Source organism: Lysinibacillus sp. NPDC097195, from assembly GCF_044762075.1.
Taxonomy (GTDB): domain Bacteria; phylum Bacillota; class Bacilli; order Bacillales_A; family Planococcaceae; genus Lysinibacillus.
On sequence record NZ_JBIWDP010000001.1, the window covers coordinates 2,610,850 to 2,629,140 of the forward strand.

The window sequence follows — 18,291 nt, forward strand, 5'->3', positions numbered from 1 at the left end:
CTCTATGCATAAAGTGCCTGTTCGTTATCAAATAGGTACAACACTTTTTCACTCACTTGGATGTGTAAAATCGATTCAATTGCTTCACTATACACTCGTAATTGCACACCATAACGACTTAATAACTCCTTCGACAGTGCGGGCTCTTGCGCAAAGTGTGGCTTAATATGGTCTGTTTTATAATCAAGTAATACCCAGTTGCCATCGACATCCTCAAACAAACAGTCCACAATCCCTTGGACAATTTGTGCATCACCATCATCATCAACACGACTAATCGTAAATGGCATTTCTCTGCGAATTTGTTTTGCATTTTTAAAACGCTGTCCAATCTCTGTTGTAAAGAAACGGAAAATTTTATCACATGGTACAATCTTGCTCTCTGCCTCCGTTAATAACTGCTTCGTCACTAACTCCGCAACAAATTGCTCCACTTCTTGCACAGTCGTAAAGCCAAACTGTGGGACATGCTGCATCACCGTATGGATCGCCGTTCCCATTTCTGCCCCTGTTAGCTGCTTGTTTTGCATAAAGAGTGGTCTTGGTGCAATGGAAGACTTGTCCTTCTTAGGTGTAGCAAAATAATACTCAGGCTCTTCTTGGCGCTGTAAATTTTCTATCCGTTTAATCTCACTAACAGATGTTTTCGAGCGTTTTTGCGTTGATTTTTGGTAAGCGTACTGTGCTTGGAAGCGAGCTGAAACTTCTGCTAGTAGCGCTGTATCCTCTGGTGTTTCTAACATTTGCTGGACTTCATTATCTAGCGCTTGTGTATCATACATAAAGTGTTGTGTAGATATAGCACGAACCCACCAATGTGATGCGTCTTGTCTCGCCTTATAAGGCGCACTTGCAAGAGTAGCAAAATCAGCATGTCTCGCAACAGCCGGTCCAACCCAGTCAAAATAACTATTTGCCCGTGCCCGTAAATAATCTTGCAACGGTGCATCGACAGCTAAGTTTTGTGCATCCTGCCAAGCATCACGTGTTTTATCCCAATTTTTTACTGACCCAACTAATATAAGGCGTTCCTTCGCACGGGTCATCGCTACATATAATACGCGCATTTCTTCAGCTCTCATTTCAAGCTCTTTCTTCTCTTTCATCGCCAGAAATGGTAATGACGTATAAGTAATCCGATTTTCAGGATCGATTGCTTTGACTGCAAGCCCATAATCTTGGTCAAATAAATAGGGATTGTGGAAGTCCATTTTATTGAAGGGACGTCCCATTCCTGCAACAAAAACGACAGGATACTCTAAACCTTTAGAAGAATGGATGGTTACTAGTCGTACAACATCATCTTTTTCTCCAATGGATTTTGCCGTTCCTAAATCATCGCCACGTGTGCGCATCCGGTCGATAAAGCGTAAGAAGCGGAATAACCCCCGAAATGCTGTTTTTTCATACATTAGTGCTCGATCATGTAAAATCCGTAAATTTGCCTGGCGTTGTTTGCCATTAGGCATAGCGCCGACCATTTCATAATAATGCGTATCTAAGTAAATCTTCCAAATCAAATCCGCCAATGATCCTCGGCGTGCTAAATCGCGCCAATTTTCAAATGCCAGCATAAATCGTTGAAGCTTTTCAAATGTTTCGGACTGTACGCCATGTCCCTCACTGCGTATAAATTGTTTAAGTGCATCGTAAAACGGTGTTTTCGTATCCGCTAAACGAATTTTAGCTAACTCATTTTCTGTTAAGCCTACGAATGGGGCACGTAAAACAGATGCCAGTGGAATATCTTGATAGGGATTATCCACAACCTTTAGCGTATTCAGCATAATCATCACTTCAAGTGCGTCAAAATAACCTTTCGACGACTCCGCATAAAGAGGAATGCCCGCTAACTTAAATTCTTCTACTAAATCGGTTGACCATGTCATTGAACGCATTAAAATAACAATGTCACTATATTTTAACGGACGTTCTGTCGCCGTTTTTGTATCGTATACTGTGGTGCCCTCTTCCATCAGTTGACGAATTCGATCAATTATAAAACGCGCTTCATACTGTGATTTTTTCAGTTCTTCAAGCTCTGATGCTTCACTAGCACTGTCTTCGATTTCTTCATCCACTGCCTCTTCCTCAGGTGGATGTAAAACGACAAGTTCCACAGGTACCTCTTTGTCATCATAAGGTGCTGCTGGCTTTAATGATGCATTATCATCATAGTGAATTTCACCAACACGCTCCCCCATTATTTGCGCAAAAACAAAGTTAGTCGCATTTAATACTTCACTTCGACTACGGAAATTAGCATTTAAATCAATGCGCATCCCCGTCGCTTCAGGATTTTCTACAAACTCGCCATACTTTCGCATAAAAAGTTTCGGCTCTGCTAACCGGAAGCGATAAATACTTTGCTTTACGTCACCTACCATAAAAAGGTTACCGTCATGTTCATTCCCGAGCTTTACTAATTGCAAAATCGTTTCTTGCAACATATTCGTATCTTGATATTCATCGACCAGCACTTCTTTAAAACGTTTTTTCAAATCTAGTGCAACAGGTGAAGGCTGTAATTGACCATCTACTTCTTCCGTTAAAATTTGTAGAGCATAATGCTCTAAATCAGAAAAGTCGATAATGCCCCGTTCTAATTTTGCTAATCGGAATTGTGCGCTAAACATCTTCGTTAAATTAACGAGCGTTGCAATCGTGGGCGCCATTAGTCTGATTTCTTCAAGCAAACGAGCTGGCGTCCGGACAAAATAAGTTTCTTTCAACTTATTCATTATTTTCTTAGCAGCATCACGTTTTTTCTTTGCAAGCTCCTGAAGTTCAACATCAACTAAAGCATCTTTAGATACACGTTTCAACGTCGACCACTTAACGGTTGAAAAATAATCAAATAACTGTTGCCATGTGCCATCTTGGCTGATTCGTATTCCTTCTTGAATCATCGCAAAATCAATTTCTGCCGTTTCCGCATATGGAGCAGGGCCATCAGGCTGTAGCGTTATGGCACGCATTTCAGAAATTAAGACGAATGCTTCCTCTAGACTATGTTTGACCGTTAATTTCACATATTTTGATAACGCTACATCATCAATCGTCACATCATCTGCAAGCTTATATGTTTCTGGTAAGCTTTGTAACCATTTTTGTGGTTCAGCATGAACGCGCGACGTGTCATATAACTTACTCATCAATGTTTCAATTGCCTGATCATCACGATCCGATGTAAAACTATCGACAAGGCGATAAATAGCGGCTATTTGTTCTTCATCATCGGTATCATAGGCAGACTCTAGCACATCTGCTAAAATATCATCTCGCAACAAGGCAATTTCAGCCTCATTCGCTATACGAAAACCTGGGTCTATATCAAGCATATAAGCATATTGCTTCACAATAGCTAAACAGAAAGAGTGCAATGTTGAAATTTGCGCTTTATTGACGAGACTCAATTGACGGCGCAAATGGCTAGACGTCGGATTTTCTGCTATCGCTTTTTCTAATGCCTCGGCCATACGATGACGCATTTCAGCCGCAGAGGCATTGGTAAACGTTACGACGAGTAATTCATCGACATTAATTGGATTTTCTGTGGCGATGACCTTTTCAATCATGCGATTAATAAGGACTGCTGTTTTACCAGAGCCAGCCGCTGCTGACACAAGTGTATCTTGTCCACTTGCATAAATCGCTTTCCACTGATCATCGGTCCATGTCACATTTGCTGGTTTTACAGGTATGTGCTGCACCATGTTAGTTCATCTCCTTCCGAATTTTTTCGACAACCTCTACCGGTTTTGCTTGCGGTAGCTGGCGATAGCTTTGTTTACCATCGGATGGATCAAATTGACATACTGCTGCAAATTGACAATAATCACAAGCTGTTTTGGATTTTAGTTTATAAGGACTAATCGCTGTGTCCCCTGCTAAAATGCCATTGCCTGCTTCTTGATGTTTCCGGCGCACAAAATGCTGCAGATTTTTCATATCATTCACAGGCACGATACGTGATTGAGATTCTGATGGTGTACCATCCTTTTTCATATAGACAGGAATGATTTGTGAGTGGCCGCTCGCTTCTTCCAACTGCTCGTCCATCGAGTAAATTGCCTCTGGATTTTCGGTTAAAAGCCCCTTCATTTTAAATTGCTTTAAACGATCTTCTTCAATTTCACTATCGCTCAAGTCTTTATCAAGCTTTAACATTGGATTATGAACGTGAACATACAGCACACCCGCAGGTTCTGCCTCACTAGGGAGCCAATAAGATGCATTTTCCATTGCTACATCTAAGTACGTTAGCACTTGCAATGATAGACCATGATAAACTTCATTCAAATCTAAATCACGAGCGGATGATTTATAATCGACTATTCGTAAATACGAGCGATCATCAATTGACGCACTATCTACACGGTCAATACGTCCTCGCATATACATTTTTTTGCCACCGTGTAAATCAATTTCTAATGGCGGCAGCTGTTCGTGTTGCCCTGGTCCGAACGATGCCTCAATAGCAATCGGTTTAAAGTGCGACACATTAGCATGCTGTGTCAGTGCCATCATCGTGCGTTCGACGATACGAATTAGCTTGCGTTGAATATAACGATAACGTGCACTTGACAGTAAAATTTGATGCGAGAATACCGGCACAATTTGTTCTACAGCCTGTCGGGCAAGTTGTTGAATTTGTTGCTTTGTCAAACGAATCCAAGACAGTTGTAAGCGATGCGTCTCTTCCGTAATCCATTTCAACGCCTCATGGAATAAATCACCCATTGCAAACGTTTCTAAACGGTATTCCGCTCGTTCTTCTAAACGCAGTCCATACGTCGTGAAATGCGAAAATGGACAACGGAAGTATTTTTCAACACGGGATACACTTGATGTTAGCTTGCGTCCATATAATTCTTGAGTAATATAGCCTTCTAGCGGTTCTGCTTCATTTTTATGCGTAATCGGATGCATCAGACGACGCAAAATCAATGACCAATATGGATCATGTTCGTAATATTTTCGTACGGCAAGCCACTCAGGAGCAAGTTCTCGACTGTGCTCTGCTTGTCGTAGCTGCAGCATTAAATGTGCTAATGCTGTACGAGGATGACGTATATAAGGCAGCACATTATCATCGAGCAATTCAATTGGATCCATGACGACACGCTCAACGTTCACTCCGCTTAAAAGTCCTGCCGTTTTATCATTACCTATAACTTTTTTAATATATAAAGAAGCGATTAATGCCTTCCCTTCCTCGTCTGCCGTCGGATAGGTCAGATATAGCTTGTCTGACGGTGTAGTAATGGCACGATAAAATAAAAAGTTTTCCTGCAATAATCGATTTTTAGATGTCGGTGCTAATTCATAGCCAATGTGCGTAAACCATTCTCGCTCTGCATCAGACAGTAATCCTTCGTAATCCATGCGGGTAGGATAAACGCCATCATTCATGCCAAGCACAAAGGCAACTTTCATATGCGATAAACGGGCTAAATCAACTGTTGCCACCATAACCTCATCTAATGTTGGCGGAATACGAGAGAATTCTAGCGTATCAAAACCTTCATCTAAAATTTTTGCCGCTTCCTCAACAGTCATTTCTTGCTCACCAAACATATAAACAAACTGATCAAGTACTGCCACCCATTCGTTCCACGCTTGATCATGTTCACTTGCCGCTAGTGCCTCACCTCTATCAAGTTCACGATCTTTCATCACTTGTAGCTTGTCATACACTTGCACTTCCTCTACTAGCTCAAATAATGCGGTCGCCACATCTCTACCAGTTGTCGCTAGCATAAGCTTATCTTGCAGTGTTTTTAATGGTGTGCGAATTTCATCACGAATAGCCTCGATTTCTGTCTGCATCGCACGTTCTTCATCTGTTTGTACACGGGAATGGAATTCAAGCCCACGATATTTTTTGTAAAACCAGCGAGCTTCTTCAAACCAACGCTCTCCGTAAATGCCTTGTGCTAAACAGTAATTTTCTAAACGGTCTGCACGCTCACGCCAAACACTATGCTCAGCACGTAATGGGAAAAATAAATCCGTTTTTACACTTCTGAAAAGCGGCTCATATTTCCAATTTGAAGTGACTACTTCCAATGCAGAGCGACTAAACTCAATTAATGGATGGTGAAGCATCGTTTTTTTCGAGTTCACAAAAATTGGAATGTCGTATTGTTGGAAAATTGTTGAAATTAGCGGATCGTAAACATCTGCTTGTCTATAGAGCAATACTATATCTTGATAACGATAGCCTTCTTGCCTTGTCAGCCTTGTTATTTCCCGGGCAATGGCATGAATTTCAGCTCGCCTATTCGAAGCTTCAAAGACATGGACATTCCCTGTTGATTTTTCCGTTTGCGGCACTAATTGCTCAAAGGATGCTTCTATATGCCGTATATCTTCAGACTGGAATCGATGTGTTTTGACAAAATGCAACGGTGCATCAATGTCGATGCCATTGTCCCGCGCGATATCATATAATCGCTGATTTGTTGTGGCTGCTTCATTAAATAACGCTTGTTCGTCATTTGCTTCATCCAGATGGTCAAATGGCAGCACTACGGTTACTTGCTTTGACACCTTTAGCAATTCTTGCACAAGCTCTAATTCTCTTACAGTAAAGGCCGTAAAGCCATCGATATAAATTGTTGCCTGCTTCATCGTCTCCGAAAATTTCAACTGCTCGGTTAAAATCGGATAGTACCCTTCACTATCAACATATGTCGTGCCAAGTCGTTCTTCTAAAGCTTGTAAAACGACGTGTAAATCATTTGTTTTAGCCTGCAATGTATGCGGTGCGTCAATTGCCTTTAAAGATGCTGTCACCTCTCCTAATACAGCACTGTTAACACTATAACGACTAAATTCGCGCAATAGCGATTCAATTTCTTCTGTAAATCCTCGTTTACCGGCTGCTTGTCGAAATAGCGAGAAATCTTTTTTTTGTTCCTCTAGTAATTTGCGAATAAGCATCCGATACCCATAACCGTTTACTTCTTGTCGAGCAATACCACCTGTTTCTTGTAGCACAAGCCAAGCTAAACGTTTAAAGGTCATCACTTGCGCACGTATAAGCCCGTGTAAGCCATGTCTATTTGTCAGTTCATATTCTGTGGAATAGGACATTTGGTCAGGGACAATGATATAAATAGGGTGACCTAATGGATCTGTATTTAATTGTTCGACTATCTCTCTATGAATAAATGCGGATTTTCCAGTACCCGCACGTCCTGATACAATTCGTAATGTCATTCATACTTCCCCCTATTCGTTCAAAAAGTTCATCTACTACTAAAAAATAAAAAAGACCCTCCTACCATTTTACATGATACAAGGGACTGCATGTGCATATTCAGCCTAGAAGATTATTCATTTTTCGTCATTTTTCGCACACGTTTCAAATCTCTTTCCACACGGGCATTTAGTCGCTTCTCCATGAGCTTGCCAATCCACCATAATAAAACAACGGCAACACCGGCACTAATAAGCCGTACTGGACTTGTTAGCAGCGATTTTAAATCATAGCCTAAAACACTCATACCAAAAATCATCACGAATTTCCCTGCTAATAATACCGTTAAGTAGTATTTTTTATGAATATGGGAGAAACCTGCAACGATGTTAACAATTACAGAAGGCGTAAAAGGAAAACAAAGTAATACAAATAACGGGCTAATACCATTCATATCAACCCATTTTATAAGTTTTTGCACCCTTTTACTGCCCGTCACAAATTGTAGCTTCGGATGCTTGCCGAAATGTCTTACTAGCAAAAACACTGCATAGGAGCCAGCTACTGAACCTAACCAAGATAATAAAAAGCCTATCCATAATCCAAAAGCACTCGCATTTGCCACAACAAATACGACTAACGGTAAAAAAGGTAAAAATGCCTCTAAAAAAGGTAAGAGCACTCCCATTAAGGGACCCAGTGTTCGATATTGTGCCGCAACATACTCGATATTTTCTACAGTAAACAATTCTTTCACTATTGCCACCTCTATTTATATTGCAAGATTACATGTAAAATGGTTAGTTCTTGTGAAGTATTTTCATACTCATGTGCTTGATGTCCCGAAAATACCAATGTTTCGCCTTCGCTCAATGTTTCATGCATAACACCGGCAGTAATAACTGCTTGTCCATGAATAACTGTGACAGTTTCTTCTACCCCTTCCGTATGCGCTTCACTCCTACTTTTCGCTCCGGGCTCCATCTCCACTTTATAAAATTCCCACCCTCGTTCAGGATCGTAAGGAATAATTGAATAAACGCGATAGCGACCGTCATCTTCATCGACGTGCGGCGCATTTTTACTACTAAACTTCATATAATGGGCAATTGGTGGCTGCAAAAGAGAAGAAAATGAAATGCGCAAACCAGCTGCTATTTTCCAAATAGTTGAAACAGTTGGATTCGCTTCTCCCTTTTCAATTTGAGCAAGCTGTGCTTTACTAACACCTGATACTTTTGCCACATCATCTAAACTTAAACTACGGTGCTGCCGTATTTTTTTTAATTGGAATGCTAAATTTCGACTCATTTGTTCCATCTGACTCACCATTTCCTATTGTTTATTTTATCAGACATATGTATACTTTAATAAACATATGAGAATGTTCAAACTATTCCATTATAAGTATACATGGAAATTTTTTCGAAAGGGTGACCTATTTATGACGAGCACAACAGATCTTCATAATGAATCAACAACCTCGACAGAAGACAGCTTTTTACAAGGCATTAAAGATTGCGTCCCTACATTACTCGGTTACATTAGTATAGGACTGGCATTTGGTGTTGTAGGTTCCGCTTCTGGTCTATCTGTAGTTGAAATCGCATTACTGACAATACTTGTTTACGCCGGTTCTGCACAATTTATTTTTTGTGCACTTTTGCTAACGAGTAGCCCTGCCTCTGCTATCATTGTAACCATTTTTGTCGTAAATCTACGTCATTTATTAATGAGTTTAACATTAGCGCCCCATTTTACGCGCTATTCCATGTTACGCAATGTTGGATTCGGTACTTTATTAACGGACGAAACATTTGGTGTAGCTGTAACCAAGCAAATGCAAAATGGCAAATTACATGGAAGATGGATGGACGGACTCAATATAACGGCCTACTCATTTTGGATTTTATCCTGTGTCGCAGGTGCATTTTTAGGGCAATGGGTAGCAAACCCTGAAAAGTGGGGCTTAGACTTTGCTTTAATTGCCATGTTTGTTGCGCTCCTAGTACTTCAGCTGAGTAGCGTTGGTAAAAATAAAATTATGCATTACTTAATGCTAATTGGTTATATGGTTGTCATTATGTATGGCCTATCTTATATCGTACCTTCACATTTAGCCGTACTGCTTGCAACTGTGATTGTAGCGACAATTGGGGTGGTGACAGATAAATGACAACAACAGCTTCTATGGTCTGGCTCATTATCGGGTGTGCACTCGTGACTTGGTTGCCCCGAATTATACCGTTTATGTTTGTGCGCAGTGTGACACTACCTGATGTCGTGTTGAAATGGTTAAGCTTTATTCCAGTTTGCATCCTTAGTGCCCTTGTTATCGAAAATTTATTGGATACAGAAAGCAAAAGTTATGTAACATTGGATTGGCCTATCTTCGTTACATTTGTGCCCACACTCATCATTGCCCTTGTGACAAAAAGCTTGTCGATTACAGTAGTAGCAGGTGTTATCATTATGGCTGTCGTTAGATTCTTTATGTAAATAAAAGGTATAAAAAAATCCGCTTAGTCACTTGTGGTTTAAGCACGAAACGTGAGTTGAAACTATCCAAAAGCAGGAAAGTTTCGTCTTACGCAGTGCCCACACAAGAACAAAGGGATTTTATGAATCCATTACAGCTCTTGGTAATGGAATGGAGGGCCTTAATGATAGCCCTCCTTATTTTTTTGCCACTTGCTCGCTAGCCAAAAGCCTAGCGTTAATGAAAAAGCATCCACAACAAAAATAATAGGTGGGGACGTATAACCGGCATAGACGGAAGCGGCTATTAGCGCAATAGCTAATGCTAATCCCACATAACGGCTATACGTAATACGAGTAAACAATAACACGAGTACTGCTGGGAAAAATAACGCTAACATCAATTTCCCATAGAGGTCGATCATAATTCCCTCGGCTCCGCCAACAATAGACCAATTCGATAATGGTCATTGCTGTAAATAACATGCTGCGTCAGACGTAATTCGTTATTACGATCCAACACCTCTAAACGACAATGTGCAGCATTTAATTGTAATGCTTCATATAATTCAACTTCGGTCGTAATCGTGTGTCCGTTTACTTTACGAATACATTCCCCTGCAAGTAAGCCCATTTTTTCTGCTGGCGAATCGGGAAGTACCGCCGCAATCATCGCGCCTTTTGTTGTCGGTGCAACCGCATAAGACTCTGTTTTATCTTGCAATGCATAATAAAGTGAAATAATGATGCGAATCACTACCCCAACTGCCAACGTTAGAAAGCCAACAATCGGTTGCAAAAATGATGCCAGTCCACCGATTAAAATCAGCTGTCCTAACAATAAGACAGAGCGTCCTATTTTCGGCAACTGCACAACCGGTAATTCTTTTCTCAACAATTTTGAAAATCCAATAACTACCGGAAATAACACGACTGCAAAATGATGATCCCCTAAAGTAAATTGCGGCCAATATGGCAATGAGGATGGGATGATATTACCCGGAATAATAAAGAAGATAGGTAATACCCATACATTTCGTGTGCGATAGACAATCGCTTGCATACCACGTTTCGTATTTTCAATACCAGGCGTTATCACTTGTTTTGCAGTACGACGAATAAGTAAACCTTCTGCTATCACACAAAGGCCTGTTAGTATCGTAATCGTCACAATAGCGCCTTCTAATAAATCGATACCTTCCAGTGAAAGCTTCCACCAAGAGAATGACCAGTTGTACTGATACATTGCCCACAATGCGAATGTTGCAATTGCCATCGTGTAAATAGGTGACAATACATTGATGAAAAACAACAAAAGGCCAAGTAAAGAGATTGCAATAAGTATTAGTAAGAATGCTTTTGGTACGGTTAGCCCAACACCTACACTTATTAGGGAAATGACTAATGCATACGGCCAGCCACGCTTCCATTGTCCTAGCAGCTCTGTCCAGCCCCAAATAATACGTCTGTTAAAAAATTTTCGCTCTTGCTTTACGCGACTATACCCTAAAAAGGTAGCAACTACTATTGCAATATAAACTACTGGGTTAAGTAAAAAGCGGCCAATCGCTGTTACAATTTCTATTAATATATTACTAACCATACGAACACCCGCCGTTTCTTTCATGAATACTATGCATTCATTGTATCAAACGGCTACGGTCTTGCGTAGTAGTAACTGGTAGAAAGCTTTGTATTTCCCATCATTTTTTACTAGATTTACTATCTCTATTGCTCAATATTGTGTAAAAGGAAGCTTGTTGCCATTTGGAATTGCAAGTCATTTTGACGATCTTCTTTGTAAGCCTTCAAAGTTCCATTTAAACTATTGAAAAACGTAGCATCAACATAGACTTCATTTTCGGGCTGCGGCAATTCTTTTTGTTTACGATAAAGCTTTACAGCTTCTTCCGTGGTCTCATCTAGATATCCATCTAAGCGGTCGATTTGATACCCAAGCTTTTGTAATGCTTTTTGTGTATAAGCAATTTCCTCGCTCATATTTCCTACTTTGAATTGCCCTGTTAATGGATGTAATTGAAAGGCGAATAACTCATTTTGTTCAATCATTAAATTAGCTTCAATGCCTTTTCCGTGAATCCATTCACGTTTTGGTGTTAGCCATTTATTTGTCGACAGCTTCAATTCACCGCCATTTGCGAGCGCCCATGATTCTTGTACTGTTCCTTTACCGAAACTTTTAACGCCGACAATGGAAGCTCGATTCCAGCTTTTTAACGCCCCACCAAGTACTTCACTAGCTGATGCACTACCACCATTTTGAATCACTACAATCGGAATTTTGTTCATCGTTGCCAAATATTTTTCATCAAAGCCTTTCGTTTCCGTTTTTAACGGTTCCATAGCACCTTCTCCGTTTTGCATATAGGCAAATACTTTACCGTCATCTAACACTGTACTTAGGAGCGCTGCGACGCTATGTAAATAGCCTCCAGGATTATCACGAACATCCACTACTAAACCTTCTACATCTTTTCGTAGTAATTTACTTGTTTCTGCAACCCACTCATTCGCTGTCTTTTCACCAAACAACGAAATTTCAATGTACCCTAGCTCAGTATCTTCAACTTTCACTACTTCACTCGTTACCGTCTTATTGGAAATTGCGGCACGTTCCATTGTCATTTTAATATGTTTATCTTCACTTGGACGATAAACAACGATTGTCAGCTTTGTCCCTTTTTCTCCTTGGATTAAATGCATCAGTTCACTCATTGTTTTCCCATTCACTTTGACGCCATCAACTTGTACAATTTCATCGAGAGAGCGCATACCTGCTTTTTCGGCTGGGGATGAACGCACAGGCGATACAACAATAAATTTGCCGTTATTTTCTGTCAGTTCAATACCGATGCCAACTCTTTCTTCAGCAAGCATTTGTCGATGTTGCTCAGCCTCTTCCTTCGTGTAATAGGTACTATACGGGTCTTTAATGGCATCTGCCATACCGCGTAATGCCCCTTCTACTAATTCTTCTTTTTTCGTACTATACACCGACTTCTTTTCGATTAATTGTAATGCTTCATTAATCGAATCAACTTCTGTAACTTGCACTTTTTTCTCTGCCCCATCAAACCAGTCAAAGTAAAATCCACTACCTATCAATAAACTGCTGACAAGTACGCCGACTCCTGCCGTAATTTTGCGCAAACCTTCCCTCCTCTGTCTCTTTACTGTATGAATTTTTATTTTCAAACATACAACATAATGTTTTGTTTTCAGAATTGTTTCGGTGCCTGGCACTTTGAGGAACACTTCCTACTTGCGTAAAAATTTCAGAATTGTTTGGGTGCCTGGCACTCCAACAGCACAAAAAAATCCACGGCCTCTTCTACGGGTAGTGTTAAGCCCCAGAAGTCTCGTGGATTTTTTGTATGGTTATTTTAAATGCGTCTCCGAAAATATTCAGAATTGTTCGAGTGCCTGGCACTTTAATCTGCATTTTAATCTAATGCTTTTATTTTGCTTTTTAGCATCTCTAAATTCATCGGACCTTCTATCGAGTGCTGAATCGTGCCGGTTGAGTCAATAAAAAAGGTAGTCGGAATTGTTATAATTTGATAATCCGATCCAGCTTCATTTTCTGTATCAAGTAAAATAGGGAATGTCAGTTCAAAGGCATCTCTAAATGTCATCACTGTATCGATTTTTGCATCAGCCGTTACATCTCGTTCTTCGGTCGTTAAATTGACCGCTAAAATTTCAACATTGTCCTCTTTCGCATATTGTTCGTAATAATTTTGCATATGGGGCATTTCAGCTTTACACGGTGGACACCATGTTGCCCAGAAATTTAGCACAACTTTTTTTCCGCGAAGCTCACTTAAGGACATTTCTTTACCTTCCAAATTCATTAATGTGAAATCTGGTGGTATATCTCCATTATTTAATCCAACCGTCCGTTCTTCTACTTCTTTACCAAGCAAGGCAGTATCGATCTCACGTTCTTTATCAATTTGCTGTTTAACATATGTACCAATCATCGCAGCTATAAGCAGAACAACTATTAGTAACCCAATATTTTTCTTCATACTTTTCCTCCCATTCGTTGAATTCCTAAACCTAATATAAGTAGTAGGATACTTACTCCAACAGCCGGTTGCCAAAAGCCGTATGGCTGTAAAATAGCTACGATTATATAGCCAGCTGTATATATTAATAACGCCATATTAGTTGCTGTTACTTTCCATAGTATGAGGATTGTTAGCACGCTTAGCACTAATAACGTAATAACTTCGCTATGTAGTGGATTGTCATTTAATAATACCACGAACCATTGATAGATAGATTGCGTTAACATAATTGCCCAGCCACTTGCCGTTACGCCTACAATATCGAATGGTAGTTGTTGTCGCTTCCACCAAAGCTGCAATAGTATAGCTGCCGTCCCTAACAACACACCAATCGTCCCACCATTAAAGTATAGAAGCGATAGTGGTTGTGCCATGACAGCCTGAAAATCAGTAATAATAAGACTAAATTTCCAAACAAGTATAAAAGTAAAAATGGCATCGCCATATACCCCCGACCATATTTTGGGAAATTGTATTCGTAAAATAAGCCAGACAATGATAAATGACGCTATTAAAGCGATTGCTGTTGCTGGTAAAGTTAACGCACGAATTGAAAACCATTCACTATTAATCACCTTCACAAATCCTCCACTGATTTAGATATGTTTAGCATAGCATAGTTACTTTTACGAAAACTGCCTTTTCACATTGTGTTCAAAAAAACTACTAAAAACTCATGTTATAAATACTTAATTTAGCATGCAAAACGATTCATGCGCATTTGCTCTTTCCCCCTCTAGATAGTGCAATATTTCTTTATTTTTTCTCTTCGTTGCTACAAAAAAACCGCCTCACTTTGGGAGACGGCTCAAACTATTAACTCTTTTCTATCAAATCCATTGGAGACTTTTCAGGATAAGGATAAACCCATACAAATGTAAAATTATAAAAAACTAAGGAATTAATAAATCGAATGATTAATTTAAATTTATTATGTTCTTTATACTTTTTCCAAAAATACATAAAAATAATTATCGTGAAAATCATAGGCGCTATTTCAGGAAGAACGAACAGAAATGTAAAATCACCCATAATGAGTATAATATCAGTGAATAATAATATCGAGACGAGTGAAATTTTTTGATATAAATGTTCAAATTTATAAAAAATATTAGTTAAAAATTCCTTCAACCTGCTCATTTATTCATCACCCCCATAGTTATTTTACTAAAACTAGAAAATCCCTATATCTGTCATTTATTCAGATTTTACCACAATTAAAGAGATACTTGTTATTCTTAGTTATTCTACACTCCCCAAAAAACATATTTATAAAAAACAAGGAATGTATGCCCAAGAAAAAAGACAAAATACCGCAAGAGGTGATATCCTCTGAAGTATTTTGTCTGCTATCTCAAGAATGGTCTCGTAAGGGAGACACTCTTTTTCATTATATTTATAATGGAATATATTTTAGTGGATTCACACTACCAACTGCTTGTCCTCGCCAAGAGCCGATATGTATTTCAAAGTGTAAGTGAGGACCAGTAGAACGACCCGTGCTACCCATTGCTGCAATTTGCTGTCCTTGGCTTACTTCATCGCCTACACTTACATTGAACGCACTTAAATGTGCATAAACCGTCGTATAAATTTGTCCATCAATAGAATGTGTTAAAATGACCACATTTCCGTAAGAACTTAATGGTGCGGCATAAGAGACAACACCGTCAGCTGCTGCCCAAATCGGTGTCCCTGTTTTATTGGCCAAATCAACTCCATAATGGAATTCAGGACCTGCCCCAAGATTACGCCAACCATATGGCGAAGTTAAACGACCATTTGTCGGCTTAATCCAAGTACCGTCCGAAGCTGGAGCGTTAACCGTAGAGCCAGAATTTGAGTTCCCAGCAGCAGCGGCTGCGGCTGCGGCAGCTTTACGTTTTGCCTCTTGCTGACGAGCAATTTCAGCTAAACGATTTTGCTCAGAAATGATTTGCTGTTGTAATTCATCACTAATTTCAAGAGCCTCTGAATATTCTTTTTCAAGTAATACTTTTTCAGACTTCAGTTTCGCTTGTTCTTTTTCTAACTGATCAACTAATGTATTTTTTTCTTTTTTCTGTCCATCTAATGATGCTTTTAAACGTTCTAGCTTCGCTTTTTGCTCTTCAAGCTTTTGGCGCTTGCTTTCTAAAACTTGTTTTTGCTCTTCTAAAGTTTGCTTGTCCTGCTTTTGATCGCGAATAATTTGGCGATCCGCTTCAAGCAAAGCATTAACAGCAGAGAAGCGGTCGATAAAATCTACGAAGCTATTAGAACCTAGAAGTACATCTAAATAACTAACTGAGCCACCTGCTTGAATAGCACGTGCGCGATCTTGTAATAATAAATCACGCTCTTCTATTTTACGCATTAACTCATCGATCGTACCTTCTAATGCTTTGATTTCAGCATTAGTCGCTTGAATTTCTGCTAGAACATTTTTAATATTACTATTTGTTTTATCGATTTCAGCATTTAACGCTTGAATTTGATCTAATAATTTTTGTTGTTTTTCTTTATTCTCACTAATCGCTTCTTCTTTACTACTAATCGAAGAATTCAATTGATTTTTCTTTGTTTCTACTTGTTTTTTCTCTTCTTTTAAATCCGATAAACTAGTTGCAAACGCTGTTGGAGTTTGGATAAGAAGTAGTAATGCAGTTGTAGCTGCAAATGTTTTCATCGTGTTTTTTGCAATACTTTTCATCTGTTGAACTCCCCTTCGCTTATTTAATTTCCATTGCTTTAAATGTATTTACGACTCTTGTCATTACTTACACTTTTAAAAACTTACGCACAGACATGAAGCTTCCCCAAACCCCAATTAGCACACCAATAAGCAATAACAAACCGCTTACTTGATAAACTAGTGGTGAAAAATCAAGAAGCTGAACTAACTCCCCTTGTAAACGAGGCGCAATAATTCGATAGACATTGTGGTAAAGTGTTGCGATGACTGCAATCGGAATGATAGAGCCTAAAACGCCGAGCCACATACCCTCTAAAACGAATGGAATTCGCACAAACGCATTCGTTGCCCCTACTAGTTTCATAATTTCTATTTCATCGCGACGTGCAATAATCGTAATACGAATCGTATTAGAAATTAAGAAAATAGCTGTGAATAACAGTCCTAAAATTAGCACAACACCTACATTACGACTAATATTTAAGAAGTTGAAAAGTTTTTCTACCTTGCCTTCTCCGTACTTCACATCGTAAGTATAGTCATACTTATCAATTGTTTTGGCCACTTTCGCCGTTTGTTGTGGATCTGTCGCTTTCACATAAATAACATTTCGTAATGGGTTGCTTTGCTCGAAAAGCTTAAAATCATCCCCAAAGTCTTTTACTAACTTTGTTAATTCTTCTTCCTTTGTGGAATAAGTCATTTCGGCAACATCAGGCAATTTTTTTATTTTCGCAAGTAGCGCTTTTTCAGCAGCTTGATCTGCTGTTTCATCGATTAAAACTTTTATTTCTACATCGTTCTCTAAATCTGATGCTACTTTATTTAAGTTCATCATAATTAATGAGAATACACCTACTAATATCAATGTCACTGTAACCGCGCTGACAGACGCAATGGTCATCCAACTATTACGGCCTAGTGATTTAAAACTTTCTCGAAAGTGTCGTTTTACTGTATTAAATTTCATAGCCGTAGTCACCTCCGTGTTCATCACGAACAATCATACCGCCCTCAATCGCAATTACGCGACGACGAATGGTATTTACAATTTCACGGTTGTGAGTTGCCATAACAATTGTTGTACCTCGTGCATTAATTTCCTCAAATAAATTCATAATCTCCCATGATGTTTCGGGATCTAGGTTCCCTGTTGGTTCATCTGCAATAACCACTTTTGGTACGTTGACTATAGAACGTGCAATAGAGACACGTTGCTGTTCGCCACCAGATAGTTCATTTGGGAACATTCTTGCCTTGTGCTTTAAGCCAACAAGGTCTAAAACCTCCATTACGCGACGGCGTATTTCGACAGGCTCCTCTTCAATAACCTCTAGAGCAAATGCCACATTTTCATAGACATTTAATCTTGGTAATAATTTGAAATCCTGGAAAACAACACCTAATTGACGGCGCAAGAAAGGTACTTTTTTATTTTTTAAACCACCTAAATTAATACCATTAACAGTAATTTCACCTGACGTTGCTTTTTCCTCACGGTACATTAACTTAATAAATGTCGATTTACCTGCACCACTTGGACCAACAACATAGACAAATTCACCTTGTTTTATATTAACCGAAATGCCGTTTGTCGCAACTACACCATTCGGGTACTTCTTTGTCACATTTTTCATTTCTATCATTTTTTTAAAACCACCTAAACCTCTTAAATATGTAAGATGTATTCCTTTTTCTATTATAGCACTCAATCTATGTTTTTTTATTACAGTTTTATTTCATTCGTTGACATTATTTTCTATAAAAATATCGTTTGTTGGAATATTTTTTAAAAATATTGTAAATACCAACAAATAGAAACAGGAATCGATGGAAAG

General features: G+C 39.1%; 14 protein-coding genes. 2 read left to right on the plus strand and 12 right to left on the minus strand.

The window, feature by feature from the left end; translation table 11 throughout:
* Window positions 1-2: 2 nt before the first annotated feature.
* The 4 genes from addA to ACIQXI_RS13375 all read right to left on the minus strand — a co-directional run bounded on the left by addA (window position 3) and on the right by ACIQXI_RS13375 (window position 8,527).
* Window positions 3-3,716 (minus strand): helicase-exonuclease AddAB subunit AddA, encoded by a 3,714-nt coding sequence (gene addA, locus ACIQXI_RS13360; RefSeq protein ID WP_402925531.1) that lies wholly within the window; start codon window positions 3,714-3,716, stop codon window positions 3-5.
* Window position 3,717: 1 nt separating this feature from the next.
* The gene (gene addB / locus ACIQXI_RS13365; protein WP_402925534.1) at window positions 3,718-7,227 is read right to left on the minus strand and encodes a helicase-exonuclease AddAB subunit AddB; all 3,510 of its coding nucleotides are present in this window, start codon (window positions 7,225-7,227) and stop codon (window positions 3,718-3,720) included.
* Between the two features lie 113 nt (window positions 7,228-7,340).
* Window positions 7,341-7,964, minus strand: a complete 624-nt coding sequence (locus ACIQXI_RS13370) for a TVP38/TMEM64 family protein (protein WP_402925542.1) — start codon at window positions 7,962-7,964, stop codon at window positions 7,341-7,343.
* A gap of 11 nt (window positions 7,965-7,975) precedes the next feature.
* Entirely contained in the window at window positions 7,976-8,527 is a 552-nt protein-coding gene (locus ACIQXI_RS13375; protein ID WP_402925545.1) for a helix-turn-helix domain-containing protein, read from the minus strand.
* Between the two features lie 124 nt (window positions 8,528-8,651).
* On the opposite strand from ACIQXI_RS13375, the gene ACIQXI_RS13380 reads away from it, so the two are divergent.
* On the plus strand, window positions 8,652-9,383 hold the full coding sequence (locus ACIQXI_RS13380) for an AzlC family ABC transporter permease (protein WP_402925548.1): 732 nt from the start codon (window positions 8,652-8,654) through the stop codon (window positions 9,381-9,383).
* Entirely contained in the window at window positions 9,380-9,706 is a 327-nt protein-coding gene (locus tag ACIQXI_RS13385; protein ID WP_402925551.1) for an AzlD domain-containing protein, read from the plus strand. The genes ACIQXI_RS13380 and ACIQXI_RS13385 overlap by 4 nt, the downstream gene beginning before the upstream one ends.
* 161 nt (window positions 9,707-9,867) lie before the next feature.
* Here the strand turns inward: ACIQXI_RS13385 and ACIQXI_RS13390 are convergent, their stop codons facing one another.
* From ACIQXI_RS13390 to ftsE, 8 genes are all read right to left on the minus strand, one after another.
* The gene (locus tag ACIQXI_RS13390) at window positions 9,868-10,107 is read right to left on the minus strand and encodes a DUF2198 family protein (protein ID WP_402925779.1); all 240 of its coding nucleotides are present in this window, start codon (window positions 10,105-10,107) and stop codon (window positions 9,868-9,870) included.
* Complete coding sequence (locus ACIQXI_RS13395) at window positions 10,107-11,312, minus strand: PDZ domain-containing protein (protein WP_402925554.1); 1,206 nt, start codon at window positions 11,310-11,312, stop codon at window positions 10,107-10,109. The genes ACIQXI_RS13390 and ACIQXI_RS13395 overlap by 1 nt, the downstream gene beginning before the upstream one ends.
* Window positions 11,313-11,413: 101 nt before the next feature.
* Window positions 11,414-12,856, minus strand: coding sequence for a S41 family peptidase (locus ACIQXI_RS13400; RefSeq protein ID WP_402925557.1), 1,443 nt, complete (start codon window positions 12,854-12,856; stop codon window positions 11,414-11,416).
* Between the two features lie 293 nt (window positions 12,857-13,149).
* Window positions 13,150-13,737 carry a peroxiredoxin family protein gene (locus ACIQXI_RS13405; RefSeq protein WP_402925560.1) on the minus strand — a complete coding sequence of 196 codons (588 nt, stop codon included), beginning with the start codon at window positions 13,735-13,737 and terminating at the stop codon, window positions 13,150-13,152.
* On the minus strand, window positions 13,734-14,354 hold the full coding sequence (locus ACIQXI_RS13410) for a hypothetical protein (protein ID WP_402925562.1): 621 nt from the start codon (window positions 14,352-14,354) through the stop codon (window positions 13,734-13,736). The genes ACIQXI_RS13405 and ACIQXI_RS13410 overlap by 4 nt, the downstream gene beginning before the upstream one ends.
* An 821-nt stretch (window positions 14,355-15,175) precedes the next feature.
* A complete protein-coding gene (locus tag ACIQXI_RS13415; protein ID WP_402925565.1) occupies window positions 15,176-16,471 on the minus strand; it encodes a murein hydrolase activator EnvC family protein in 1,296 nt (431 codons plus the stop codon).
* Window positions 16,472-16,538: 67 nt separating this feature from the next.
* The gene (gene ftsX, locus ACIQXI_RS13420) at window positions 16,539-17,423 is read right to left on the minus strand and encodes a permease-like cell division protein FtsX (RefSeq protein WP_402925567.1); all 885 of its coding nucleotides are present in this window, start codon (window positions 17,421-17,423) and stop codon (window positions 16,539-16,541) included.
* The gene (ftsE, locus tag ACIQXI_RS13425; protein WP_401009845.1) at window positions 17,413-18,099 is read right to left on the minus strand and encodes a cell division ATP-binding protein FtsE; all 687 of its coding nucleotides are present in this window, start codon (window positions 18,097-18,099) and stop codon (window positions 17,413-17,415) included. Before ftsE ends, ftsX begins: the two co-directional genes overlap by 11 nt.
* Between the last annotated feature and the right edge of the window lie 192 nt (window positions 18,100-18,291).

Excerpts from the sequence above, each read along its gene's own strand:
- ftsX (WP_402925567.1), bottom strand. The coding sequence starts at position 17,423 with ATGAAATTTAATACAGTAAAACGACACTTTCGAGAAAGTTTTAAATCA.
- ACIQXI_RS13405 (WP_402925560.1), bottom strand. The coding sequence starts at position 13,737 with ATGAAGAAAAATATTGGGTTACTAATAGTTGTTCTGCTTATAGCTGCG.
- ACIQXI_RS13375 (WP_402925545.1), bottom strand. The coding sequence starts at position 8,527 with ATGGAACAAATGAGTCGAAATTTAGCATTCCAATTAAAAAAAATACGG.
- ftsE (WP_401009845.1), bottom strand. The coding sequence starts at position 18,099 with ATGATAGAAATGAAAAATGTGACAAAGAAGTACCCGAATGGTGTAGTT.
- ACIQXI_RS13395 (WP_402925554.1), bottom strand. The coding sequence starts at position 11,312 with ATGAAAGAAACGGCGGGTGTTCGTATGGTTAGTAATATATTAATAGAA.
- addA (WP_402925531.1), bottom strand. The coding sequence starts at position 3,716 with ATGGTGCAGCACATACCTGTAAAACCAGCAAATGTGACATGGACCGAT.
- addB (WP_402925534.1), bottom strand. The coding sequence starts at position 7,227 with ATGACATTACGAATTGTATCAGGACGTGCGGGTACTGGAAAATCCGCA.
- ACIQXI_RS13380 (WP_402925548.1), top strand. The coding sequence starts at position 8,652 with ATGACGAGCACAACAGATCTTCATAATGAATCAACAACCTCGACAGAA.
- ACIQXI_RS13415 (WP_402925565.1), bottom strand. The coding sequence starts at position 16,471 with ATGAAAAGTATTGCAAAAAACACGATGAAAACATTTGCAGCTACAACT.
- ACIQXI_RS13385 (WP_402925551.1), top strand. The coding sequence starts at position 9,380 with ATGACAACAACAGCTTCTATGGTCTGGCTCATTATCGGGTGTGCACTC.